Here is a 22071-nt window from a genome sequence, read left to right as displayed (position 1 = left end):
TTGATCACCTCTTACCCGTTACCTGTCCGTGGTCCCGCATACTGATACGGGTCTTCGCGTCCGGCGGTACTCGACTAAGGTGCGGTGCATCATGCGTTTCGGGCTGCTTCTCCTTAGCTGCCGCGGCGAGGGCCTGTAGACAAGGCCGGCTCCCTCCCCGCGGAGTTTGGTGTTGCGCCGTCGGCCGCCTTCAAGGCCACCTCCGAGGAGCCCACGCATCATGGCAAACCGTCAGCAGCCCAGCAGCATGCCGATCCACAAGTACGGCCAGTACGACCAGGTCGACATCCCGGACCGCACGTGGCCCGGCAAGCGGATCACCACCGCCCCCCGCTGGCTCTCCACGGACCTGCGCGACGGCAACCAGGCGCTGATCGACCCGATGTCGCCGGCCCGCAAGCGCGCTATGTTCGACCTGCTGGTCAAGATGGGCTACAAGGAGATCGAGGTCGGCTTCCCCGCGTCGGGGCAGACGGACTTCGACTTCGTACGCTCGATCATCGAGGACCCGGCCGCCATCCCGGACGACGTCACGATCTCCGTACTGACCCAGGCCCGTGAGGACCTGATCGAGCGGACCGTGGAGTCCCTGAAGGGCGCCAAGAACGCCACGGTGCACCTGTACAACGCCACGGCGCCGGTCTTCCGCCGTGTCGTCTTCCGCGGCTCCAAGGAACAGATCAAGCAGATCGCCGTCGACGGCACGCGCCTGGTCATGGAGTACGCGGAGAAGCTGCTGGGCCCGGAGACGAAGTTCGGCTACCAGTACAGCCCCGAGATCTTCACGGACACCGAGCTGGAGTTCGCCCTGGAGGTCTGCGAGGCCGTCATGGACGTCTACCAGCCGGGCCCGGACCGCGAGATCATCCTCAACCTGCCCGCCACCGTGGAGCGTTCGACGCCGTCCACGCACGCGGACCGCTTCGAGTGGATGTCCCGCAACCTGTCGCGCCGCGAGTACGTGTGCCTGTCCATCCACCCGCACAACGACCGCGGCACCGCCGTCGCCGCCGCCGAGCTGGGCGTGATGGCGGGCGGCGACCGCGTCGAGGGCTGCCTGTTCGGACAGGGCGAGCGCACCGGCAACGTCGACCTGGTCACCCTGGGCATGAACCTGTTCTCGCAGGGCGTCGACCCGCAGATCGACTTCTCCGACATCGACGAGATCCGTCGTACGTGGGAGTACTGCAACCAGATGGAGGTCCACCCGCGCCACCCGTACGTGGGCGACCTGGTCTACACGTCCTTCTCCGGCTCCCACCAGGACGCCATCAAGAAGGGCTTCGACGCCATGGAGGCCGACGCCAAGGCCAAGGGCGTCACCGTCGACGACATCGAGTGGGCCGTCCCGTACCTGCCGATCGACCCGAAGGACGTCGGCCGCTCCTACGAGGCCGTCATCCGCGTCAACTCGCAGTCCGGCAAGGGCGGCATCGCGTACGTCCTGAAGGACGGGCACAACCTGGACCTGCCGCGCCGTATGCAGGTCGAGTTCTCCAAGGTGATCCAGCAGAAGACGGACGCCGAGGGCGGCGAGGTCACGCCGAAGGACATCTGGAACGTCTTCCAGGACGAGTACCTGCCGAACCCGGCCAACCCGTGGGGCCGCATCCAGGTCAAGACGGGCCAGACCACGACCGACACGGACGGCGTCGACACGCTGACCGTCGAGGCCGAGGTGGACGGCGAGGAGAAGGTGCTGGTCGGTACCGGCAACGGACCGATCTCCGCGTTCTTCCACGCCCTGCAGGGCATCGGCATCGACGCCCGGCTGCTGGACTACCAGGAGCACACGATGAGCGAGGGCGCCTCCGCGGTCGCCGCCTCGTACATCGAGGTCGCCATCGAGGACAAGGTTCTGTGGGGCATCGGCACCGATGCGAACACGACACGTGCTTCGCTGAAGGCGGTCGTCTCCGCGGTGAACCGCGCGAGCCGCTGAGGTACTTGAGCTGCGGTGATCCGGCCCCGTGCACCTTTTGTGGGTGCCCGGGGCCGCGTCGTCTCCCGGCCAGGAACGAGAAGTTCCGTGACCTCGGCGTGACCAAGGTACTGACGCCGCATCAACAATGTGGCTAACATCACGCCAACGCCGCGATGATGCGGCGCCACGACGGGAGGTGTGCGACGTGCTGCCGAATCATGGACGCATGGGACTGACCGGGCTCTCGCGGGTATTCGGGGTGCACACCATATGGACGACCGTCGGCGACGGAGAGTTCTTCTGTCCGGGCTGTGGCGGCGATCGCAACTACCAACGGCGGACCGGGAAGCGACGGTTGGTGCTGCTCGGCGTTCCCGTCGTGCCGCGCGGGCAGGCGGGGCCCGTCGTCGAATGCGCGGCCTGCGAGGGCCGGTTCGGCACGGACGCGCTCGACCACCCCACCACGCACCGCTTCTCGGCGATGCTGCGGGACGCCGTGCACACGGTGGTGCTCGCGGTGCTCGCGGGCGGTGGCACGTCGCCGCAGGCGCTCGAATGTGCGGTGGGTACGTTGCGGGACGCCGGGTTCGAGGACACCTCCGAGGAACAACTCGCCGCCCTCGTCGAGGCGTTGATGACCGATGCGGGGCGCGTCGCGGAGCAGTGCGGGACGGGGGCCGGGCTCGCCATAGAGCTGCACGAGGCGCTCGATCCGCTCGCGCAGCATCTCGCTCCGGCAGGGCGGGAGTCGATCCTGCTCCAGGGGGCGAGGATCGCGCTCGCGGACGGGGTGTATTCGGCGGGTGAGCGGGATGTGCTCGGCACGGTGGGTGCGGCTCTGACCTTGTGCACGGATGAGGTCGGAGAGCTTCTGGCTGTCGCTGCTCGTACGCCGAGCTGAGCAAGAGCCCCGTGGCCGTACTCCCGGGGGAGTAGCACTCGACCTCTGACGCCCCGCGCAGTACACGTCAACTCGGCCCAACGGTCGACGTATCGAACCCCTCTCGGCCGGAATCTGGATGTGTCGGATTTCGGTGGCAGAGAGGGGTCAACCCATGAGGCGGATCGCGGTTCCCTGGGGGGTGCTCGCGCTGTGGGTCGTCGTGCTCGCCCTCGCGGGGCCCTTCGCCGGCAAGCTCGGCGACGTACAGCACAATCGGGCCGTCGACTACCTGCCCGCGAGCGCCGACTCGACGCAGGTCGCGAAGATCCAGGACCGGTTGCCGGGCGGCGAGACCACCGAGTTGGTGCTCGTGTACCACCGGGACGGCGGGCTCGGCTCCGCCGACCGCGCGGCGGCGTCGGCGCAAGTGGCAGAGGTCGACCGGGAGTTGAGTCTCGTACGGGCGCCGGAGGCGGTGCCGTCCAAGAACGGTGACACGGTGATGTACCCCGTCGCCAGCACCTCCCCGGGGCAGGACGAGGAGGCCCGGGACGCGTTCGTGAACGACGTGCGGGACATCGCCCATGACACCGGCGCCGGGATGAGCGTCGACGTCGGCGGGCCAGGGGCGGTGGCCACCGACGCGTCCGAGGTGTACAAGTCGCTCGACGGGCCGCTGCTCTACACCACCGTGGCCGTCGTCGCGCTGCTGCTGATCCTGATCTATCGCAGCCCGTTCCTGTGGCTCGTGCCGCTCGCCGTCGCCGGGGTCGCCGACTTCCTGTCGATGGGCGTCGCGTACGGCCTCAACCAGGCCTTCGGGACCACGATCAGCGGGCAGAGCCAGGGCGTGATGACGATCCTCGTGTTCGGCGCGGGGACCGACTACGCGCTGCTCATCGTGTCCCGGTACCGGGAGGAGCTGCGGAGGTTCGAGCGGCCGTACGACGCCATGCGCGCGGCCCTGCGCGGCTGCGGGCCCGCCGTGCTCGCCTCGTCCGCGACCGTCGCCGCCGGGCTGCTGTGCCTGCTGGCGGCCGACCTCAACTCCAGTCGCGGGATGGGCCCGTTGGGGGCCGTCGGTGTGCTGTGCGCGCTCGTCGCCATGCTGACGCTGCTGCCGGCCGTGCTCGTGCTGCTCGGGCGGCGGGTGTTCTGGCCGCTGGTGCCCGCGTTCGGCTCGCGGCCGAAGGAGCGCAGGTCGCTGTTCACGGCGATGGGCTCGTCGGCGGGGCGCAGGCCGCTCACCGTGCTGGGCGTCGGGGCCGTGCTGCTCGGGGCGCTCGCGCTGGGGGCCTTCGCGCTGCCCGGCAGTCTCAAGCAGGAGGACTCCTTCACCGACAAGCCGGACTCGGTCGTCGCGATGCGGACCCTCGCCGATGCCTACCCCGAGGCCAGCAGCCAGCCGATCACCGTCATCGCGCCCACCGGCAAGGCCGCCGGGGCGGTCGCCACCGCGCGCGACACCAATGGCGTCACCGACGTGACACGCGGGCGTAGCGGCGGCGGCTGGACCGAGATCAACGTGGTCGCGAAGGCCGCGCCGCAGACCGCCGCCGAGACCGCCACCATCGAGGCGCTGCGCGACGGGCTCGACGGGCAGGGGGCCTACGTCGGCGGGCCGAGCGCCGAGCAGCTCGACCTGAAGGACACCAACGCCCGCGACCGGCTCGTCGTCGTGCCGATCGTGCTCGGCGCCGTGCTGCTGATCCTGATCGCGCTGTTGCGTTCGCTCGTCGCGCCACTGCTGTTGCTCGCCGCCGTGGTCGCGGTGTGGGGAGCGGCGCTCGGCATCGGCGGGCTCGTCTTCGGGCCGCTGTTCGGCTTCGAGGGCACCGACCCCGGGCTCGGGCTGCTGTCCTTCGTCTTCCTCGTCGCCCTCGGCGTGGACTACGGGATCTTCCTGATGCACCGGATGCGGGAGGAGGTGCTCGGCGGGGCGCCCACCGGGGCGGCGGCGCTCACCGCGCTGCGGACGACCGGGGCGGTGATCGCGTCGGCGGGCCTGGTGCTCGCGGCCACGTTCGCCGTGCTCACCAGCATGCCGCTGGTCCAACTCGTCGAGCTGGGCTTCGTGATCGCGGTCGGGGTGCTCCTCGACACCTTCCTCGTACGGACGTACCTCGTGACGTCGGCGTCCTACGCGCTCGGCCGGAAGGTGTGGTGGCCGGGGCCGCTGTCCCGGAAACGGGACGAGGCCGCGCCGCCGTCGGCCACGGAGCGGGAGTTCGTGCCGGCTCCGTGACCGGGGAACCCGCAACGAACGTGCCTCTCCCTGCCGGAGGGGCACGTTCCTCACCGAGGATGGGGCGGTGGATGTGCCACGTGTTCTCCTGAACGGTCCCGCGCGCCGCGCCGGGCCGCCCGACCCCGGCCGCGTACGGCGCCAGGACGCGCTCCTCGCGGCGGGGCTCGCGCTCGTCGACGCCTGTGTGGCGCTGGCCGTGCCCGCCGTCGACGGGCGTCAACTCACGTCTGTGGGCTGGGCGTTGCTGCTGGGTGCGCATGTGCCGTTGATCTGGCGGCGGAGTGCGCCGCTCGGCTCGTTCCTCGTACTCATCGCCTTCGTCCTGCCATATCACGCGATGGACTTCCACCACTCGGCGCCGCTGGCCGCCTCGCTGTTCGCGCTGTTCACCGTCGCCGTGTCCGGGAGGCCGCGGCGTACGGTGCTCGTCGGCGTGAGCGTGATCGGGCTGATGCTCGGGGTCAAGTTCAGCGCCGGTATGGCCGAGGGCACGGACGCGCTCAGGATCTCCGGGTGGGTCGTCGTCGTGCTGCTGCTCGGTGTGTACGTGCGGGTGCACCGGCAGTACCTCGCCTCGATCGTCGAACGGGCTGAGCGGGCGGAGCGGACGCGGGAGGAGGAGGCGCGGCGGCGGGTCGCCGAGGAGCGGTTGCGGGTGGCGCGTGATCTGCACGATCTGCTGGCGCACAGCATCACGTTGGTCGGCGTTCAGACGGCCGTCGCGGCGCATGTCCTGAACGCGGATCCCGATCGGCTCGACCGGGCCGCCGTGGCCGGGGCGCTCGACGACATCGCCGAGACGTGCCGTGCGGCGCGCGGGGAACTCCGGGCGACGTTGGAGGTGTTGCGGTCGCCGGCCGACGAGGCGAGGGGGGCGTTGCCGGGGGTGGACGGGATACCGGAGTTGGTGGAGGCGGCGCGGGCGTCGGGGGCGTCGGTGCGGTGCGACCTTGAGGCGGTCGTGGTGCCGGCGGCCGTGGGTGCGGCGGCGTACCGGATCGTTCAGGAGGCGTTGACGAACGCGGTGCGGCACGGTGGGGCGGGTCTGTCGGTGCGGGTTGCGCTGCGCGCGGCTTCGGGGGTGGTGGAGGTTTCTGTGGTGGATGACGGGGTGGGTGTGAATGCGGATGCCGTCCCGGGGTTCGGGTTGGTGGGGATGCGGGAGCGGGCGCGGAGTGTGGGCGGTGTGGTGGAGGCGGGGCCGCGGGCCGCGGGTGGGTTCGAAGTTCGGGCTACGTTGCCGTTGACGCCACGGGGCGCTGCCCCGGACCCCGCTACCCAATCGCCGCAGGGGCTAGAAATGGGGACCCGGTGACGTCCATTCGTGTGGTGCTTGCTGACGATCAGACGCTCGTGCGGGCCGCGTTTGCCATGCTCGTGGAGTCCGCTGCCGATATGGATGTGGTGGGGCAGGCCGGGACCGGGCGGGAAGCTGTTGAGTTGGCCAGGGAGGCTCGGGCCGACGTTGTCGTCATGGATGTCCGGATGCCCGAGCTCGATGGGATCGAGGCCACCCGGCTGCTCGCCGCCGATGAGGATCTGGCGGGCGTGAAGGTGCTGGTGCTGACCACGTACGACACCGACGAGTACGTCGTCGAGGCCTTGCGCGCCGGGGCCTCCGGGTTTCTCGTGAAGGACACCAGGCCGGCCGAACTCCTCGACGCCATACGGATCGTGGCCGCGGGGGACGCCCTGCTGTCGCCGGGGCCCACCGCCCGGCTCATCGCCCGTGTGCTGCGCGCCCCGGAGGTGCCCGCGCCGTCGTCGGTGGACGCTCTCGGTCAGCTGTCGGAGCGCGAGCGCCAGGTGCTCGCGCTCGTCGCGCGTGGGCTCAACAACACCGAGATCGCCGAGGCGCTGGGGCTCAGCCCGCTCACCGCGAAGACCCACGTCAGCCGGATCATGGGCAAGCTGGCGGCGCGGGACCGGGCGCAGCTGGTGATCGCCGCGTACGAGTCGGGGCTCGTGGCCCCGGCGGGTTAACGGCTCAGGAGTGGGCCGTCCGGTGGAGGGGCTGGTACAGGCCCACCTCGCCGCCGCCCGGCAGGCGGATGGACGTGAGGCGGCCCCAGCGCATGTCCTGGACGGGGGACGTGAACTCGACGCCCTTGTCCGTGAGTTCGGTGATCGTGCGGTCCACGTCGTCGCACATCAGCATCAGCTCGTGCCGGGGCGCGTCCTCCGTCGGATGCACCGCGATCTCGGAGGGCGGCGCCGTGAAGATCAGCCAGCCGCCCCCGGCGTCGACGTTCGGGAAGCCGAGCACGTCCCGGAGGAAGGCCCGGTCGGCGTCCGCGTCGGAGGAGTAGAGGATGGTGTGCGCTCCTGTGATCATGCGGGCGAGCCTAGGGCCCTTCTGACGGATCTTGCTGGAGTCGCGGGCCCTGGCACGCGCATCTGCGGCGTTGTCGTCGGTTGCCAACGCTCCGCGTTGACGCCCTCCTCCGCCTTGCAGCTGCACGCACCAGACCCCGCTCGCCGGCACCGAACGTGACAGCCGACCGCGTCCAGCCTGACCCGTCAGAAGGGCCCTAGCGGCGTAGCGGCGCGGTCACCGGGTGTCGACACCGGTTTCCGTGGCCAGGCTGTAGGCGATGCCGTCCGGGGTGTCCATCTCCAGGCCCGCCGCGTACTGCGACTCGTACGCGCTGTCGCCGACGGATTCCCGGATGCGGCGCTCGGTGTTGTTCCGGGCGGCCACCAGGTCGGGGGAGCCGAGCTGGGGGCGGCCCAGGCTCTGCCACACGCGCTGGCCGATGCCGAGCAGCCGGGCCGCGCGGTGGGGATCGCCGAGCGTGCTCAGCGAGGCGGCCAGCGCGTCGATCGCGACGCCGACGCCCACCCGGTCGCGGAACCGGGACTTGCCCGCGATGGTGGTGAGCGCGTGCCGCGCGGCCTCGGCGGGACGGTCCTGGCCGTTCGCCGCGAGGGCCGCCGTCCAGCTGGCCCAGGCGCGCGCCCACTGCTCGCCGCGCCGGTCGCATTCGGCGACCAGCTTGGCGGCCACCTGGGCGGCTTCCGTGAACTCGCCCGACATGACGTGGACGACCGAGCGGCACGCCGTCACCACGAACCAGGCCGCATCGTAGGGGCCGGTGTACGCAGGGGTGGCCAGGGCGGTGTCGAGCACGACGGCGGACTCGCTCAGGCGGCCCGACAGGCACAGCGCCACGCCTTCCAGGTAGGCCGCCGCCATCATCTCGCCCGGTGTCGGATCCGGCCCGATGCGCTCGCGGAACAGCCCCGACACCCTCAGGCCCGTCTCCATGTCGCCGCCTGTCATCGCTGCCACCCCCCAGGCCCAGAGGGCGAGCGGATGCTCCGGGCCCGGCCGCTCGGACAGGGCCAGCGCCGCCTCCGCGTACCGCCGGCCCTCGCGGGCGAACCCGCAGGGGAACCAGAGGATCCACAGGTGCCCGCAGAGCCGCTGCGCGGCCGGTCCGTCGCGGGTCTCCAGGCAGAAGTCGAGCGCCGTACGGAAGTTGGGGTGGTCGGTGATGAGGCGCTCGTACCACTGCTCCTGCTCGCGCCCCATCCAGCCCGCGTCCGCGCGCCGTGCGAGCTCCAGGTGGAAGTCCCGGTGCCTGCGCCGCGCCCCCGTCACCTCCTCGGGCCCGAGCTGCTCCAGCCACGACGCCCCGAACTCGCGGACCGTGTCGAGCATGTCGTAACGCCCGCCGGGCCTGCGCCGCACCAGTGACTTGGCCACGAGCCCGTCGAGCGCCCCGGACACCGCGTCCTCGCCGAGCGGCCCGCCGCGGCCCACCGCCCGCGCGCCCGCCGGGTCGAAGCCGCCGCTGAACACGGACAGCCGCGCCCACAGCAGCCGTTCGAGCGGCGTGCACAGTTCGTGGCTCCAGCCGATGGTGGCGCGCAGTGTGCGATGACGCGGGGGTCCGGTGTGCCCGTCCGACGCGGTCAGCGCGTCGAGGCGGTCGCCGAGCAGGGAGCCGAGCCGCTCCAGGGGGAGTTCGGCGAGCCGGGCCGCCGCCAGTTCGATCGCCAGCGGGATGCCGTCGAGGTGCCGGCAGACGGCCTCGGCGACGCCCCGCTCGCCGGGCCCGAGCCGGAAGCCGGGGGAGGCGAGCGCGGCCCGGTCGGCGAAGAGCGCGACCGCGTCGCCGGGCCGCTCCTCGTCGCCCTCGGCCGTGACGGGCAGCGGCGCGACCATGAACCGGGTCTCGTCGGCGAGCCCCAGCGGCTGCCTGCTCGTCGCCAGGACGCGAAGGCCGGGCGCGACGTCGAGCAGCTTGCGGACCAGGCGGGCGCAGTCGTCCAGAAGGTGCTCGCACGTGTCGAGGACGAGCAGCACCCGCTTGTCGGCGAGCCACTGGGCGACGACGTCGGTGGCGGCCTCGTTCGAGTTGTCGGCGAGGCGCAGCTCCTCCAGGAGGACGTTGCCGAGCAGTGCCGGGTCGTGCAGCGGGGAGAGCGGTACGAAGCACACCGCGTCCGCCAGGCGCGGGCCCGTGCGCAGGGCCAGGCGGGCTGCGAGCCGCGTCTTGCCGACGCCGCCCACGCCGGTGAGCGTGAGCAACCGATGGTCGCTCAGCTCCTGCTCCAGGTACGCGAGTTCGGCCTCGCGGCCGATGAACTGGGTGGCCTCGACGGGCAGAGTTTCCACAGTGACATTTTGCTCCGTCCGGCGCGCCGACCTGCCGGGTTCGGTCGAGTCGAGCGCCTGCGGCACATCCCTTCTCCGGATACCGGACCGACTGCGACGGAGAGTGATCAGTTCCGGTCCGCACTGGTCCGATGGGGTGCAACGGAACGTGACCGTCCTTGTGTTGGGCCATAGTGGGCCGTTCACGCACGCGGGGCAGGGCGGGGCGGCGAGGTCGAGACATGTTACGAAGTCGGTGGGGAGCCCACGTGCCGTGCGTCGCCCTGCTCGGCCTGTGCGCCGCGCTCGCGGCCTGCGCCGACGCCTGGCGCCCCGCGCATCCCGCTGTCGCGGTCCTGCTCATCGGGCCGCTCCTGGCCTGCGCCCGGCTCGGCGTGCGGGCCACGCTCACCACGGCCGCGTGGGCGGTGGCCCTCGCGGTCGGGGCGGCCGCCGTACGGCACGTCGGCGCGGGTCCGCAGCTCGTGGTCGAGTACCTCGTGCTGTTCGTCGGCGGCCTCGCCGCGGTCCACATCGCCCGCCGGGCCGCGGCCCGTTCGGCCCGGCTGCGGCTGCTCGACGAGGTCGCGCAGGTGACGCAGGCGGCGCTGCTGCGGCCGGTCGACGCGCGGTTCGGCGACATCGACGTGCACACACGCCACCACTGCGCGGTCGCCTCGGCCACGGTCGGTGGTGACGTCTACGCCGTGGCCAACACCCCGTACGGGCTCAGGGTGTTCATCGGCGACGTACGGGGGCACGGGCTCGACGCGGTGTGCGTCAACGCGACGGTCGCCGACGGGTTCCGTGACCTCGCCTACGTCACGGCGGACCTCACGGAGCTCGCCGTGCGGCTCGATGCCCGCATCGCCCCCGTGCTCGGCCCGGAGGACTTCGTCACGGCCGTGTTCGCCGAGTTCGCACCGGGCGAGGTCAGGATCGTCAACTGCGGCCACCCGCCACCGATACGGGTGGGCGCCCGCCCCAAGGTCCTCACCCCGGTGACCTGTTCGCTGCCGCTGGGGCTCGGCTGCGATCCCACCCAGTCCCGGTACTGGTTGCAGTCCGGTGACCGGCTGCTCCTCTACACGGACGGCCTCGTGGAGGCGCGGGACGCGCAGGGCCGGGACTTCCCGCTCTTCGAGCGCGCCCCCGGCGCCCTGTCCCAGCCCCTGCCGTGGGAGGCGCTCGACCAGTTGTACGCGGAGGTGACGGCGCACACGGGTGGGCCGTTGCGGGACGACGTGGCGCTTGTCCTGTGTGAGAGCGGCGCACACTCCGCACCTCCAGCCCCGCCGTGGGACGGGAGGCAGCTCAATCGCCGCAGGGGCTCTAATGCAACGGACGCGCGTTGATGACCGGCCCCAGGTCCCTCGCCAGCGCCGTCGCCAGCGCGCGGAAGATGCGGACCTCCGGGTTGTCGTCGCCCGCCCGCACCGCGAGGTAGCTGCTCTCCCAGGGCGCGTCGAGCACCGGCACGAACACCGCGCCCGGCCACGCGTAATAACGGGCGAAGGACCGGAGCCCCGAACCCGCCGCCCGTCCGGTCACGACGCCCGTGAGGACCTCCTGCGGGGTGAGCGCGCACTCGGTGCTGCGGCGCCGCGCCCGGTCGTCGAAGTACAGGTAGTCGACGAAGGTGTGCGGCGTGTGCCGTGGCACACGGAAGATCGGCAGGTCGGCCACGTCCGCGACACCCACCCCGCTCTCCCGCGCATCGGCCAGCGGCGACCGCTCGTGCACCACCACGATCCGCTGCTCCGTGGTGAGCACGTCGGCGACGACCCGTTCGTCGTCGGGGCTCGGCCGCACGAACGCGACGTCGACCCGGTCTTCGAGGAGCGCGGTCACGTGCTCGGTGAAGTTCAGCTGGCGGATCTCGACCTTCACGTCGGGCCGGGCCCGCCGGTACGCGTTGATGGCCGCCGGTGTCAGCTCGGCAGAGCCGTGTCCCATGATCCCCACCCGCAGCGGCCGGCCGGTCTCCGGTTCCCGGGCGGTGACCTCGGCGACGTCGTCGAGCGCGGCGTTCGCGGCGGCGAGCAGGACGCGCGCGTGCCCGGCCAGGCGCACCCCGGCGGCGGTCGGCACGACAGGGGTCGCCGTCCGGTCGAGCAGCCGCGCGCCGACCTCGTTCTCCAGGCGCCGCACGTGCTGGGTCACGGCGGGCGGCGACAGAAAGAGCCGCCCCGCGGCCCGTCCGAAGTGCCCCTCTTCGACGACCGCCAGGAACGACGACAGAAGCCGCAGGTCAAGCGCCATACGCCCAGCGTAGGCGCACGCGCGCGCGGGTGACGCGTCCCGTTCACGAAACGTGAATGTACGGCGCGCGCCGAACGGTCTCGGCCGTAGGAATGAGGGCATGACCGCAGCATCCGCCCTCGCGCCTCCCACCTCCACAGCGAAGCCCCACGGCACCCGGGCCGCCTGGATCATGCTCGCCTCCGGCTGGAGCGCCAACCAGTTCTCGGCGCTGCTCGGCCCGTACCACTCCGAGCTCGGCCTGACCGCGTCGGCGGTGACGGGCCTCTTCGCGGTGTACGTCGTCGGCCTGATCCCGGCGCTGCTGGTCGCGGGCCCGCTGGCCGACCGGCACGGCCGCCGCCCGGTGGCGCTCGCCGCCCTGGGCCTCAACGTCCTGTCGACCCTGATGCTGATGGCGGGCGCCCTGTGGGGCACCGCGCTGCTGCTGCCCGGCCGCTTCCTGACCGGGATCAGCGCGGGCGCACTGCTCGCGGCGGGCAGCGCCTGGATCAAGGAACTGTCGCACTCGCCCCGCCTCTCCGGCCTATACGTCTCGGCGGGCTTCGCCACCGGCGGCCTGGCGGCGGCGCTCATCGCGCAGTGGGCGCCGGAGCCGATGGTGACGGCGTACGTGCCGCACGTGGTCCTTGGCGTGGCGGCGGGCCTGCTCGCGCTGACGGCCCCGGAGACGGGCAGGCGTCGTACGAAGGCCCCGATACCCGACGCAGAACCGAACGCCGAACCGGCTTCCGTAACAAGGGACTTGGACGCCGAGGCGCGCTCCCGCTTCCGGCGCAGGGTGCTGCCGGTCGCCCCCTGGGTGTTCGTGGCGCCCACCATCGGCTTCGTCACGCTCCCCGGCGCGATCCACGCGGGCCTGTTGTTCACCGGTGTCGCCACGGCCGTCGTCCCCGGCGTCGGCCTGCTCACCGCGCGCCGTGCGGTCGCCACACCGGTGCCGGGTCTGCTCACGACCGCCGTCGGCGCGGCGGCGGCAGCGTTCGCCGCCGCGAGCGGCAGCCGCGTCCTCGCGATGGCCGCCGCGGCGGTCCTCGGCGCGGGCTACGGACTGAGCCTCGCCCACGGCCTGACCCGCACGGCGACCCTCGCCCCGCCGCACCAACTCGCGCGCTGGACCGCCAAGTTCTGGACGGCGGCGTACCTCGGCATGTTCACCCCGTACGTCCTGACCCTCCTCGGCGCCGCGGCCCCCACCTGGGAGCTGCTGGCGGCGGTGGCCGTGCTCGCGCTGGTCGTGGCGGTGGTCACGCGGCTGCGGGCGGCGGGAGCGCGGGTGGCGGAGGTCAGTCGGGCGTGAGGCAGTAGGCGATGGCGTCGTCGGGGGACATCGCGCGGCCCGCGGCGTACTCCGTCTCGTACGTGGCGTCGCCGATGGCCGCGCGGATCTGGCGCTCGGTCGCGGCGCGGGCGTCGATGACCTCCGGGGAGCCCACCTGAGAACGGCTCAGCGCGTTCCACATCCGCTGACAGATGCCGAGCAGCCGGGCGGCCCGTGCGGCCCGGCCGGTGGCTGTGGTGGCGGCGGCCAGCACCTCGACGGCCATGACGAAGCCGAGATCGTCGTGGAACAGCGACTTGTGCGTGAGGGCCTTCAGGGCATGGGCGCGGGCCTCGTCGAGGCGGCCGCAGGAGAGCGCGTTGAGGGCTCGGGCGTAGTAGGCGTACCCGCGCAGCCACAGCTCCCCGCGCCGCTCGCACTCCTCGACCACCTGGCACGCCGTGGCCTCGGCGGCCTCCGACTCCCCCAGGTGGATGTGGGCGTACGCGTGGGTGATCCGCAGCGTGATCCATGCCGCCGGATAGGCGCCGTGCCCCGGAGGCGGGGACTGTGTCGCGGTGAAGGCCGCGGTGGCCTGTTTGTGCTCGCCCGCCAAGCTCAGGGAGATGGCCTGTACGTGGAGGATCGCGAGTCGCGTGGTCGCATCGCCGTCGGCCTCCGCGTACTGCTGCAGGTCGTCCGAGATGCGCTGCGCCGTGGGGACGTCGTTCAGCGTGAGCGCGACAAAGGCGCGGGCCCATGAGCCCTTGGCCCGCTCGGGGCAGGGCTCGCGGCAGAGGTCGAGCGCCAGGTCCAGGTAGTGCGTCCCCTCCCGCGCGTGGCCGAAGCACATCCACATCATCCACAGCGCGCCGCCGATCTTCAGGGCGGTGCGCCCGTCGCCCTGGGCGAGGCAGAACCGCATCGCCGTACGGAAGTTGGCCCGCTCGGCCTCCAGGCGCCGGTACCAGTGCTCCTGGTCGGGTCCGATCCACGCGGCGTCGGCCCGGCACGCCAGGTCCCGGTAGAAGTCCCGGTGGCGGAGGCGTGCCTCGTCCTCCTCGCCCAGCTCGTACAACCAGTGCGCGCCGAACTCGCGCACGGTGTCGAGCATGCTGTAACGCTCGCCGCCCAGGCCGTCGGGGTGCTTGCGTACGAGCGACTTCGTCACGAGTCCCGCGAGCACATCCGCCACCCGCTCGACCGCCAACGGCCCTCCGCAGCCGATCGCCTGTGCGCCCGCGAGGTCGAAGCCGCCGGTGCACACCGAGAGGCGTGCCCACAGCAGCCGTTCCAGAGGCGTGCACAGCTCGTGGCTCCAGCCGATGGTGGTGCGCAGCGTCCGGTGCCGGGGCAGTGCCCGGCCGGCCGTGCCGGACTGGGCGACGAGGGTGTCGAAGCGGTGCTGGAGCCGGTCGTTGAGTTCGTACACCGAATGCCCGGGAAGCTCGGCGAGCTGGGCGGCGGCCAGCTCCACGGCGAGTGGGATGCCGTCGAGCCGACGGCAGACGGCGGCGGCCGCCAGCTGTGCATTGCCGGTGAACCGGAACCCGTCGACCGCGTCGGCGGCCCGCACGGTGAAGAGTTCCATGGCGTCGCCGGAGGCCGGTGCGTCCCCGGCGGCCACCAGGCCCGGCAGCGGCAACGGGTCCACCGCAAAGACCAGTTCACCGGGTGTGCCGAGCCCCTGCCTGCTGGTGGTCAGGATCCGCAGGCCCGGCGCCGCGTCCAGCAGCTTGCGCACCAGACGGGAACAGGCCTCGACTAGGTGCTCGCAGGAGTCGAGGACCAGCAGCAGCTCCTTGTCGGCCAGCCACTCGGCGACGAGTTCCTCGGGCGACCGGTTGTGCTGGTCGGCGAGGCGCAGGTCCTCCAGAAGTACGTGCCCCAGCAGCGCGGGGTCGCGCAGTGGTGCGAGGGCGACGAACCGGGCGCCGTCCGCGAGCGTCGGGGCGACGCGTGCCGCCGCCCGCGCCGCGAGCCGCGACTTTCCGACGCCGCCCACCCCGGTGAGGGTCACCAGTCGGCTGTCCGCCAACGCCTTCTCGATCCCGTCGAGTTCGCGGGCGCGGCCCACGAAGCTCGTGGTCTCGGCGGGTAGGTACCTCGTGGGCGACATGTGCCCTCCACTGTCCGTGTGCACTCCGCAGGCCCGGAAGCAGTCTCCTCCGGTGCGGGGGCGGTACGGGGCCGACCAGGCCTGTTGGCTGCCGGATGGACGCACTTCGGTCATACATGGTCGATGTGTGATCGACTCCGGACAACAGGTCGTGAACGTTCCGTAGTTGGGGCATCGTGGCCGACTTGGTACGGCGGGGTGGAGCGTACGGGGGAAGAAAAGTCAGGAGGCCGCCCATGGCTGAGCAGGACATGGGTCGGGGAGGACGGCCACGGCCGGCGGAGGTGATCCCGCTGTTGGGATCGGGGGTGCTGTTGGCCACGCCGGGACTCCTCGTGCCCGGCTGGCCGCCGATGGTCGCTTCCCTGTTGATCGTGCCGCTGCTGGCCGCGCTCCGTCTCGACGTGCGGTGCACGGCGGGCGCGGCCGCCCTCGCGATGGCCCTCGCCCTCACCGTGACGGTGGTGCGCGATCTGGTGCTGACGCCGTGGGCCGCCGTCGAGTGTCTGGCACTGCTGATGGGCGGCGCGCTGACCGTACGGCTCTCGATGCGCGACGTCGTGCGCGCGGCCGCGCTCTCCCGTGCCACGGAGATCGCCCGCGTCGCCGAAGCCGCGATCCTGCGGCCGGTCGCCGCACGGGTCGGCGGGATCGCCGTGTGCACCCGGCACCACTGTGCCGTGCCCGGGACCACGGTGGGCGGCGACCTGTACGACGTGGTGCACACCCCGTACGGCACGCGGCTGTTCATCGGGGACGTACGAGGGCACGGCCTGGACGCGGTGCGCATCACGGCGAGTGCGCTGAGCGGCTTCCGCGATCTCGCGTACGTGACGCCCGAACTACCGGACTTGGTGCGCGAGTTGGATGTACGCCTGGCGCCCGACCTGGGTGCGGAGGATTTCGTCACGGCTCTGTTCGCCGAGTTCGGGCCGAGCGAGGTCAAGAGCGTCAACTGCGGGCATCCTCCGCCGTTACGCCTCGGGTCGCCGCCCAAACTCCTCGAACCCCACGTCGCGTGCCGGCCCCTGGGCCTCGGCCCGGAACCGGAGCAGAGCAAGTTCTGGTTGCAGCCCGGCGACCGCCTGCTGTTCTACACCGACGGCCTCACCGAGGCCCGTGACCGGCAGGGCGTCGAGTTTCCGCTGGAGGAGACGGCCGCCGACGCCGCCTCCTCCGCGGTCCGGCCCGACGACTTCCTGGACTCGCTGTACGAGGCGGTGACCACGCACACGGGTGGGCCGCTCCGGGACGACGTGGCCCTGGTCCTCTGCGAGGACGCGGGCTCCGCCGGGGGCCGGTTCAGCCCCGCGGCCGCACCGTACCCGTCACAAAGGCGGCCCATGCTGCCGCGCCGATGACGACGACGTGCCCGTCCGGGACCTTGGAGTCCCGGACGGGCACGACGCCGGCGACTCCGTCGGCGACTTCGAGGCAGTTGCCGCCCTCGCCGTTGCTGTACGTCGACTTCCGCCAGCGGGCAGCACCCACGAAGTCGCGGGCAACCTCGACGCAGCTGCCGCCCTCGCCATTGCTGTAACTGCTCTTGTGCCAGCTGGCGTTGCTCAGGTCGTACTCGCGCATCGTCTGTGGTCCTCCGCCGCCGATTCGATCAGGGCCAGTGCCACCTCCGGCGGTAGCGCGTCGCCCCTGACCAGATCGTAAGCGCGCTGCGCACGCTTCACCACGGCCGGATCGTCGATGAGCGTTCCCGAAAACGCGGTCTCTGTATAGGCGACGGGCGGGGCGTCGTTGAACTCCATCAGCTGCAGCATCCCGCCCATCAAGGCGTACGCTCCCACCGCGTACGGGAGCACCGCCACCCACACGGCCCGCTGGCGCATCAACGCCGCGATGTGCTCCAGCTGTTCGGCCATCGCTGCCGCGCCGCCCACCGGCGTGCGCAGCACGCCCTCGTGCAGTGTCACCCAATACTCGGGGCGTGTGGCGTCCCGGAGGACGTCCGCCCGCTCCCGGCGCGCGGCCACCTTCTCCTCGACGTACTCGTCGGTGACGAACGGGTTCGCCGCGATGGTGACGGCCCGCGCGTACGCGGCCGTCTGCAACAACCCCGGCACCACGGTCGGCGCGCACTCGCAGATCTTCGTAGCCGTCCGCTCAAGCTCGACCACCTCCGCGAAATACCCCGCGTAGCGATGGTCGTCGATGAGGCTGCGCCACATCCGCTCGAAAATACCGTCGGATTGCAGCGCCTCGTCAATCCTCTGGGCTACATCCAACTGCGGTTTGCGAATTGCCTGTTCGAACTGGCCGATGTAGCCGCCGGAAACGAATACGCGTAACCCCAACTCCACTTGGGTCAGCCCCGCGTCCTCACGGCGCCGCTTCAACTCGACGCCGAAGAACTCCCACGCCGCCTGCCGCGAACCCTTGGCCATGGCCAACCCCCATGTGAAGCCACGCAGTTGTAGTGCGCAGACCTCTCCCCACTGTAGGGACGGGACGCCACGGTGGAGACGCAAAGCGTGAAATTCAATGAGGCAGGGGAGCCACGTGACGGAACAATCGAAGCACGCCGCGCTGTGCGTGGAGGAAGCCGAGGAAATGGTGGAGACATTGCGAGCCGCACTTGCCGGGGCGGGAATTGTGCTGCCCTCGCTCGGCCTCGATCCCGGGTCAATCGCACGGAGTGCCCCGTGTCCCTTGGTGGAATTGGGGCGTTGTCCGGTTGACGCGGCGGCCCGGCTCGCCGCCGTACTCCTCGCAGGGACGGACGACAGGAGCGCTACGCCATGAAACCGCCGATCGGTTCGTACGCGATCGACACGAGCACGGGTCAGGTGGGACGAGTGATGGGGCACGAGGGGCCGTACGTACAGTTGCGGCCCTTCGGGGGCGGGCGTGAGTGGGACTGTCCGCCGGAGGTGCTGCGCGTGGCGTCGACGACGGAGCGGGTGCGGGCGGCGACGGCGTACGAGAACAGAAGAAGCCGGGGTGAGGTCCCTTAGGTCCTCCGGCTAGGTCCTTCGGTGGGTCGACCACATCAGGGCCGCCGCCACGGCCACCAGCACCGCGAAGACCGCCGATACGGCCGTCATCCCGGCCCGCGCGTCCCGCAGGCCGGGTCCGGACACCGCGAAGAACAGCATGCCGAGCAGCGCGACACCGAGGGAACTCGCGGCCTGCTGAGCCGTGTTGAGCATCCCGGACGCCGCGCCCGCCGTCCCGGGTGTCACCCGCGACAGGGCCGCGCCGATGATCGGCGGCATCAGCAGGCCGTTGCCGAGGCCGTTGAGGAGGAGGGCGGGCGTCAGGGCCCAGGGGGAGACCGTACCGTCGGACGCGGTGAGCTGGATCGCGGCGAGGGCCAGGCCGCCCACCACCAGCGCCCCGCCCGCCACCGGCCACCGCACCCCGTAGCGTGCCGTGAGCCGCCCGCTGAGCAGCGAACCCGTGGTGAACATGACCGCCTGCGGGACGAACACCGCGCCGGCCGTGAGCGGGCTCGCGCCGAGGCCCGCCTGGAGCAGCAGCGCGAGCGTGAACATATAGGCGCCGAAATAGAGCTGGAAGGCGCCGAGGCCCGCGAGCAGGGTCAGGTACGGGCGGTTGCGGAAGAGGGCGGGATTGAGCACGGGCTCCCCGCCGCGAGCCCGCAGTGCCCGCTGCCACCGCCACGTCGCCCACGCCACGGGGGCGGCCGCCGCCAGGCACACCCACGTCCACACCGGCCATCCCTCGTCCCTGCCGAGCGCCAGCGGCACCAGGAGCAGGGCCAGCGTCGCGGTGACACCCAGCGCGCCCAGCACGTCGAACTGCCGCCGGGGCCCGGCGAGATGGGGCGGCAGCATCCGCCAGGCGGCGATCGAGGCGACCACGCCCACGGGAACGTTCACCAGGAACACCGCGCGCCAGCCGAGCCCGAACACGTCCGCCTGGAGGAGTACGCCGCCGAGGAGCTGGCCCGCGATCGACCCGATGCCCGCCACCGCCCCGTTCCAGCCGGTGGCCCGGCCCCGGTGCGCCGCCGGGAAGCGGGCCGTCACCAGCGACAGCACCTGCGGCACCATCACCGCCGCCGAGAGCCCCTGCGCCATCCGCGCCACCACCAGCTCCTCGGCCCCCTGCGCGAGCCCGCACAACAGCGACGTCACCGTGAACGCCACCATGCCCGCCACGAACGTCCGCCGGTAACCGAACCGGTCCCCGAGCCGGCCGCCCGTGATCAGCCCCGCCGCGTACGCGAACGCGTAGCCGGACACGACGAGTTCGAGCGCCGCGTCGCTCGCACGCAGGTCCGCGCGGAGCGCCTCGGTGGCGACGTTCACGACAAAGAGGTCGAAGCTCCCCATGAACGTGGCGGTGAGAGCGACCGCGAGCATGCGCCGGTCGGCGGGGGAGGGTCCGGCGGAGGCGTCCTTCTGCTCGGGCGTGGTGCCGATGGTGGTGCCGATCCGGATGTCAGCCATGAGGCCCATCGGTATCATGGACATTGAATATCCATCAAGTGGCCGGAAGGGTAGCCTCGGACCCCATGAAGTTGTCCCAGGGTGTCGAGTGGGGCGTGCACTGCTGCGTGCTCCTCGTGCAGGCGCCACCCGGTGCCGCCGTGCGCCGCTCCACGCTCGCCGGGTACTACGGGCTGCCCGAGGCGTACCTGGCCAAGCACCTCAAGTCCCTTGCCGCCGCCGGGGTGCTGACCGCCACATCCGGGCCGCGCGGCGGGTTCCGGCTCGCCCGCGATCCGAAGGACATCACCGTGCTCGACGTGGTGGAGGCCGTCGAGGGCTCCGCGTCAGCCTTCGTCTGCGGCGAGATCCGGCAGCGCGGCGCGTGCGCCATCCCGCCGGAGCGGTGCACGGGGCCGTGCGGAGTGGCACAGGTCATGTACGACGCGGACCGGGCCTGGCGGGAGTCGCTGCGGGCCGTGACGGTGGCGGACCTGAGCGCGGGCCTGAGCGAGACGGTGCGCTCGCGCGGGCGCGCATGGCTGGAGGATCCGACCGCACCCCTGCCCCCGTTCCCGCAAACGGGCTCCGTGCGTAAGGGACAATGAGAGGCATGAGCCTGTTCCGCGACGACGACGAGAAGCGCGAGGGCGCGCGATGAGTCTCATTCGGGACGACGGCGTCGTGCTGCGCACCCAGAAGCTCGGCGAAGCCGACCGCATCATCACGCTGCTCACCCGCAACCACGGCCGCGTGCGCGCCGTCGCCCGCGGTGTGCGGCGCACGAAGTCCAAGTTCGGGGCCCGGCTCGAACCCTTCTCGCACGTCGACGTGCAGTTCTTCGCGCGGGGCAGCGAGTTGATCGGCCGCGGGCTCCCGCTGTGCACGCAGAGCGAGACCATCGCCGCGTACGGCGGCGGCATCGTGACGGACTACGGGCGGTACACGGCCGGCACCGCGATGCTGGAGACGGCGGAACGCTTCACCGACCACGAGGGCGAACCCGCGGTGCAGCAGTACCTGCTCCTCGTCGGCGGCCTGCGCACGCTCGCGCGCGGAGAGCACGCGCCGGGCCTCGTACTCGACGCGTTCCTGTTGCGCTCGCTCGCGGTCAACGGCTACGCGCCGAGCTTCGGCGACTGCGCGAAGTGTGGATTGCCCGGTCCCAACCGGTTTTTCTCCGTCGGTGCGGGCGGCTCGGTTTGCGTCGACTGCCGGGTACCGGGCAGCGTCGTACCCTCACCGCAGGCCCTCAACCTGCTCGGAGCGCTGCTCACGGGGGACTGGGAGACGGCGGACACGTGCGAGGCACGGTTCGTCCGGGAGGGCAACGGGCTGGTGTCGGCCTACCTGCACTGGCACCTTGAGCGCGGACTGCGCTCGCTGCGCTACGTAGAGAAAAGCTAGCGAGAGCTGGCACTGAGCTAGGGGAGAGGCCCGGAACATGGCACGTCGCGGAATCCTCGGACGGAACCGCCGTGAGTACACAGCGCCCGAACCGCACCCGTCGGGCGCGCGGCCGCCGAAGATCCCCGGCGAGCTGGTGCCCCAGCACGTGGCGATCGTGATGGACGGCAACGGACGCTGGGCCAAGGACCGCGGCCTGCCGCGCACGGAGGGCCACAAGGTCGGCGCGGAGCGTGTCCTCGACGTGCTCCAGGGCGCCATCGAGATGGGCGTCGGCGCCATCTCCCTGTACGCCTTCTCCACGGAGAACTGGAAGCGCTCGCCCGACGAGGTCCGCTTCCTCATGAACTTCAACCGGGACTTCATCCGCAAGACCCGCGACCAGCTCGACGAGCTGGGTGTGCGGGTGCGGTGGGTGGGGCGGATGCCCAAGCTGTGGAAGTCGGTCGCCAAGGAGCTGGAGATCTCCCAGGAGCAGACCAAGGACAACGACAAGCTGACCTTGTACTTCTGCATGAACTACGGCGGCCGCGCCGAGATCGCCGACGCGGCGCAGGCGCTCGCGGAGGACGTGAAGGCGGGGCGGCTCGACCCGTCGAAGGTCAGCGAGAAGACGTTCGCGAAGTACCTCTACTACGCCGACATGCCCGACGTGGACCTGTTCCTGCGCCCCAGCGGCGAGCAGCGCACGTCCAACTACCTGCTGTGGCAGAGCGCGTACGCCGAGATGGTCTTCCAGGACGTCCTGTGGCCGGACTTCGACCGGCGTGACCTGTGGCGGGCGTGCGTCGAGTACGCGTCGCGTGACCGGCGGTTCGGCGGGGCGACGCCGAACGAGGTGCTGCTTCAGCTGGAGGGCGGGCAGTAGGCCACAGCGACCGGGTCCGACCCGCGGCCGGAATCAGCAGCGGTCAAAACCGGTCGAACCCTCCCGCCACGCACCGCTGCCCCCTAC

The 22071-nt window shown here is 71.7% G+C and carries 19 protein-coding genes; 12 read left to right on the top strand and 7 right to left on the bottom strand.

Annotation, left to right across the window (positions count from 1 at the left end):
- Positions 1 to 220: 220 nt before the first annotated feature.
- The 5 genes from leuA (at position 221) to ACYSUO_RS19485 (ending at position 7038) form a co-directional block, all read left to right on the top strand.
- Complete coding sequence (gene leuA, locus ACYSUO_RS19505) at positions 221 to 1942, top strand: 2-isopropylmalate synthase (protein ID WP_426903717.1); 1722 nt, start codon at positions 221 to 223, stop codon at positions 1940 to 1942.
- Between the two features lie 187 nt (positions 1943 to 2129).
- A complete protein-coding gene (locus tag ACYSUO_RS19500; protein ID WP_461777425.1) occupies positions 2130 to 2825 on the top strand; it encodes a tellurite resistance TerB family protein in 696 nt (231 codons plus the stop codon).
- A 154-nt stretch (positions 2826 to 2979) separates the two neighbouring features.
- The gene (locus ACYSUO_RS19495) at positions 2980 to 5052 is read left to right on the top strand and encodes an MMPL family transporter (RefSeq protein ID WP_461777424.1); all 2073 of its coding nucleotides are present in this window, start codon (positions 2980 to 2982) and stop codon (positions 5050 to 5052) included.
- 67 nt (positions 5053 to 5119) lie between these two features.
- Positions 5120 to 6370: a sensor histidine kinase gene (locus ACYSUO_RS19490; protein WP_461777422.1), complete on the top strand. Its 1251-nt coding sequence runs from the start codon at positions 5120 to 5122 to the stop codon at positions 6368 to 6370.
- Positions 6367 to 7038 (top strand): response regulator, encoded by a 672-nt coding sequence (locus ACYSUO_RS19485; RefSeq protein WP_461777421.1) that lies wholly within the window; start codon positions 6367 to 6369, stop codon positions 7036 to 7038. Before ACYSUO_RS19490 ends, ACYSUO_RS19485 begins: the two co-directional genes overlap by 4 nt.
- 4 nt (positions 7039 to 7042) lie before the next feature.
- Here the strand turns inward: ACYSUO_RS19485 and ACYSUO_RS19480 are convergent, their stop codons facing one another.
- Positions 7043 to 7390, bottom strand: coding sequence for a VOC family protein (locus ACYSUO_RS19480; protein WP_461777420.1), 348 nt, complete (start codon positions 7388 to 7390; stop codon positions 7043 to 7045).
- Between the two features lie 216 nt (positions 7391 to 7606).
- Complete coding sequence (locus tag ACYSUO_RS19475; protein ID WP_461777418.1) at positions 7607 to 9679, bottom strand: ATP-binding protein; 2073 nt, start codon at positions 9677 to 9679, stop codon at positions 7607 to 7609.
- A 248-nt stretch (positions 9680 to 9927) separates the two neighbouring features.
- On the opposite strand from ACYSUO_RS19475, the gene ACYSUO_RS19470 reads away from it, so the two are divergent.
- Positions 9928 to 11013 carry a PP2C family protein-serine/threonine phosphatase gene (locus tag ACYSUO_RS19470; protein WP_461777417.1) on the top strand — a complete coding sequence of 362 codons (1086 nt, stop codon included), beginning with the start codon at positions 9928 to 9930 and terminating at the stop codon, positions 11011 to 11013.
- Here ACYSUO_RS19470 and ACYSUO_RS19465 read toward each other — a convergent pair.
- Positions 10991 to 11920, bottom strand: a complete 930-nt coding sequence (locus ACYSUO_RS19465) for a LysR family transcriptional regulator (RefSeq protein ID WP_461777416.1) — start codon at positions 11918 to 11920, stop codon at positions 10991 to 10993. The genes ACYSUO_RS19470 and ACYSUO_RS19465 overlap by 23 nt on opposite strands.
- A gap of 100 nt (positions 11921 to 12020) precedes the next feature.
- Between ACYSUO_RS19465 and ACYSUO_RS19460 the strand changes: the two genes are divergently transcribed.
- Entirely contained in the window at positions 12021 to 13220 is a 1200-nt protein-coding gene (locus tag ACYSUO_RS19460) for an MFS transporter (protein WP_461777415.1), read from the top strand.
- Here the strand turns inward: ACYSUO_RS19460 and ACYSUO_RS19455 are convergent.
- Positions 13207 to 15300 (bottom strand): ATP-binding protein, encoded by a 2094-nt coding sequence (locus ACYSUO_RS19455; RefSeq protein ID WP_461777414.1) that lies wholly within the window; start codon positions 15298 to 15300, stop codon positions 13207 to 13209. The genes ACYSUO_RS19460 and ACYSUO_RS19455 overlap by 14 nt on opposite strands.
- Before the next feature lie 236 nt (positions 15301 to 15536).
- Here ACYSUO_RS19455 and ACYSUO_RS19450 point away from each other — a divergent pair, with 236 nt between their 5' ends.
- The gene (locus ACYSUO_RS19450; RefSeq protein WP_461777413.1) at positions 15537 to 16661 is read left to right on the top strand and encodes a PP2C family protein-serine/threonine phosphatase; all 1125 of its coding nucleotides are present in this window, start codon (positions 15537 to 15539) and stop codon (positions 16659 to 16661) included.
- On the opposite strand, the gene ACYSUO_RS19445 is transcribed toward ACYSUO_RS19450, so the two are convergent.
- Both ACYSUO_RS19445 and ACYSUO_RS19440 read right to left on the bottom strand, forming a co-directional pair.
- Positions 16603 to 16884 (bottom strand): DUF397 domain-containing protein, encoded by a 282-nt coding sequence (locus tag ACYSUO_RS19445; protein WP_461777412.1) that lies wholly within the window; start codon positions 16882 to 16884, stop codon positions 16603 to 16605. The two genes, ACYSUO_RS19450 and ACYSUO_RS19445, sit on opposite strands and share 59 nt — an antisense overlap.
- A complete protein-coding gene (locus ACYSUO_RS19440; RefSeq protein ID WP_461777411.1) occupies positions 16866 to 17699 on the bottom strand; it encodes a helix-turn-helix domain-containing protein in 834 nt (277 codons plus the stop codon). Before ACYSUO_RS19440 ends, ACYSUO_RS19445 begins: the two co-directional genes overlap by 19 nt.
- A gap of 354 nt (positions 17700 to 18053) precedes the next feature.
- Here ACYSUO_RS19440 and ACYSUO_RS19435 point away from each other — a divergent pair, with 354 nt between their 5' ends.
- Positions 18054 to 18269, top strand: coding sequence for a hypothetical protein (locus ACYSUO_RS19435; RefSeq protein ID WP_266719837.1), 216 nt, complete (start codon positions 18054 to 18056; stop codon positions 18267 to 18269).
- A 9-nt stretch (positions 18270 to 18278) separates the two neighbouring features.
- Here the strand turns inward: ACYSUO_RS19435 and ACYSUO_RS19430 are convergent, their stop codons facing one another.
- Positions 18279 to 19730: an MFS transporter gene (locus tag ACYSUO_RS19430; RefSeq protein WP_461777410.1), complete on the bottom strand. Its 1452-nt coding sequence runs from the start codon at positions 19728 to 19730 to the stop codon at positions 18279 to 18281.
- 65 nt (positions 19731 to 19795) lie between these two features.
- Here ACYSUO_RS19430 and ACYSUO_RS19425 point away from each other — a divergent pair, with 65 nt between their 5' ends.
- The 3 genes from ACYSUO_RS19425 to ACYSUO_RS19415 are packed head-to-tail and all read left to right on the top strand — an operon-like array spanning position 19796 to position 21984.
- A complete protein-coding gene (locus tag ACYSUO_RS19425; RefSeq protein WP_461777409.1) occupies positions 19796 to 20317 on the top strand; it encodes an RrF2 family transcriptional regulator in 522 nt (173 codons plus the stop codon).
- A gap of 49 nt (positions 20318 to 20366) precedes the next feature.
- On the top strand, positions 20367 to 21116 hold the full coding sequence (gene recO, locus ACYSUO_RS19420; protein WP_461777408.1) for a DNA repair protein RecO: 750 nt from the start codon (positions 20367 to 20369) through the stop codon (positions 21114 to 21116).
- 37 nt (positions 21117 to 21153) lie between these two features.
- Entirely contained in the window at positions 21154 to 21984 is an 831-nt protein-coding gene (locus ACYSUO_RS19415; protein ID WP_266719845.1) for an isoprenyl transferase, read from the top strand.
- The last annotated feature ends 87 nt before the right edge of the window (positions 21985 to 22071 follow it).

This window comes from Streptomyces sp. UC4497 (genome assembly GCF_054871485.1).
Note: the sequence above shows the minus strand (reverse complement) of the source record. Positions and strands in the feature narration are given on the sequence as shown.

What these genes read in the sequence shown, in the direction of transcription:
- leuA (WP_426903717.1), top strand. Translation starts at nt 221, where the DNA reads ATGGCAAACCGTCAGCAGCCCAGCAGCATGCCGATCCACAAGTACGGC.
- ACYSUO_RS19495 (WP_461777424.1), top strand. Translation starts at nt 2,980, where the DNA reads ATGAGGCGGATCGCGGTTCCCTGGGGGGTGCTCGCGCTGTGGGTCGTC.
- ACYSUO_RS19480 (WP_461777420.1), bottom strand. Translation starts at nt 7,390, where the DNA reads ATGATCACAGGAGCGCACACCATCCTCTACTCCTCCGACGCGGACGCC.
- ACYSUO_RS19465 (WP_461777416.1), bottom strand. Translation starts at nt 11,920, where the DNA reads ATGGCGCTTGACCTGCGGCTTCTGTCGTCGTTCCTGGCGGTCGTCGAA.
- ACYSUO_RS19460 (WP_461777415.1), top strand. Translation starts at nt 12,021, where the DNA reads ATGACCGCAGCATCCGCCCTCGCGCCTCCCACCTCCACAGCGAAGCCC.
- ACYSUO_RS19455 (WP_461777414.1), bottom strand. Translation starts at nt 15,300, where the DNA reads ATGTCGCCCACGAGGTACCTACCCGCCGAGACCACGAGCTTCGTGGGC.
- ACYSUO_RS19450 (WP_461777413.1), top strand. Translation starts at nt 15,537, where the DNA reads ATGGCTGAGCAGGACATGGGTCGGGGAGGACGGCCACGGCCGGCGGAG.
- ACYSUO_RS19445 (WP_461777412.1), bottom strand. Translation starts at nt 16,884, where the DNA reads ATGCGCGAGTACGACCTGAGCAACGCCAGCTGGCACAAGAGCAGTTAC.
- ACYSUO_RS19440 (WP_461777411.1), bottom strand. Translation starts at nt 17,699, where the DNA reads ATGGCCAAGGGTTCGCGGCAGGCGGCGTGGGAGTTCTTCGGCGTCGAG.
- ACYSUO_RS19435 (WP_266719837.1), top strand. Translation starts at nt 18,054, where the DNA reads ATGAAACCGCCGATCGGTTCGTACGCGATCGACACGAGCACGGGTCAG.
- ACYSUO_RS19430 (WP_461777410.1), bottom strand. Translation starts at nt 19,730, where the DNA reads ATGGCTGACATCCGGATCGGCACCACCATCGGCACCACGCCCGAGCAG.
- ACYSUO_RS19425 (WP_461777409.1), top strand. Translation starts at nt 19,796, where the DNA reads ATGAAGTTGTCCCAGGGTGTCGAGTGGGGCGTGCACTGCTGCGTGCTC.
- recO (WP_461777408.1), top strand. Translation starts at nt 20,367, where the DNA reads ATGAGTCTCATTCGGGACGACGGCGTCGTGCTGCGCACCCAGAAGCTC.
- ACYSUO_RS19415 (WP_266719845.1), top strand. Translation starts at nt 21,154, where the DNA reads ATGGCACGTCGCGGAATCCTCGGACGGAACCGCCGTGAGTACACAGCG.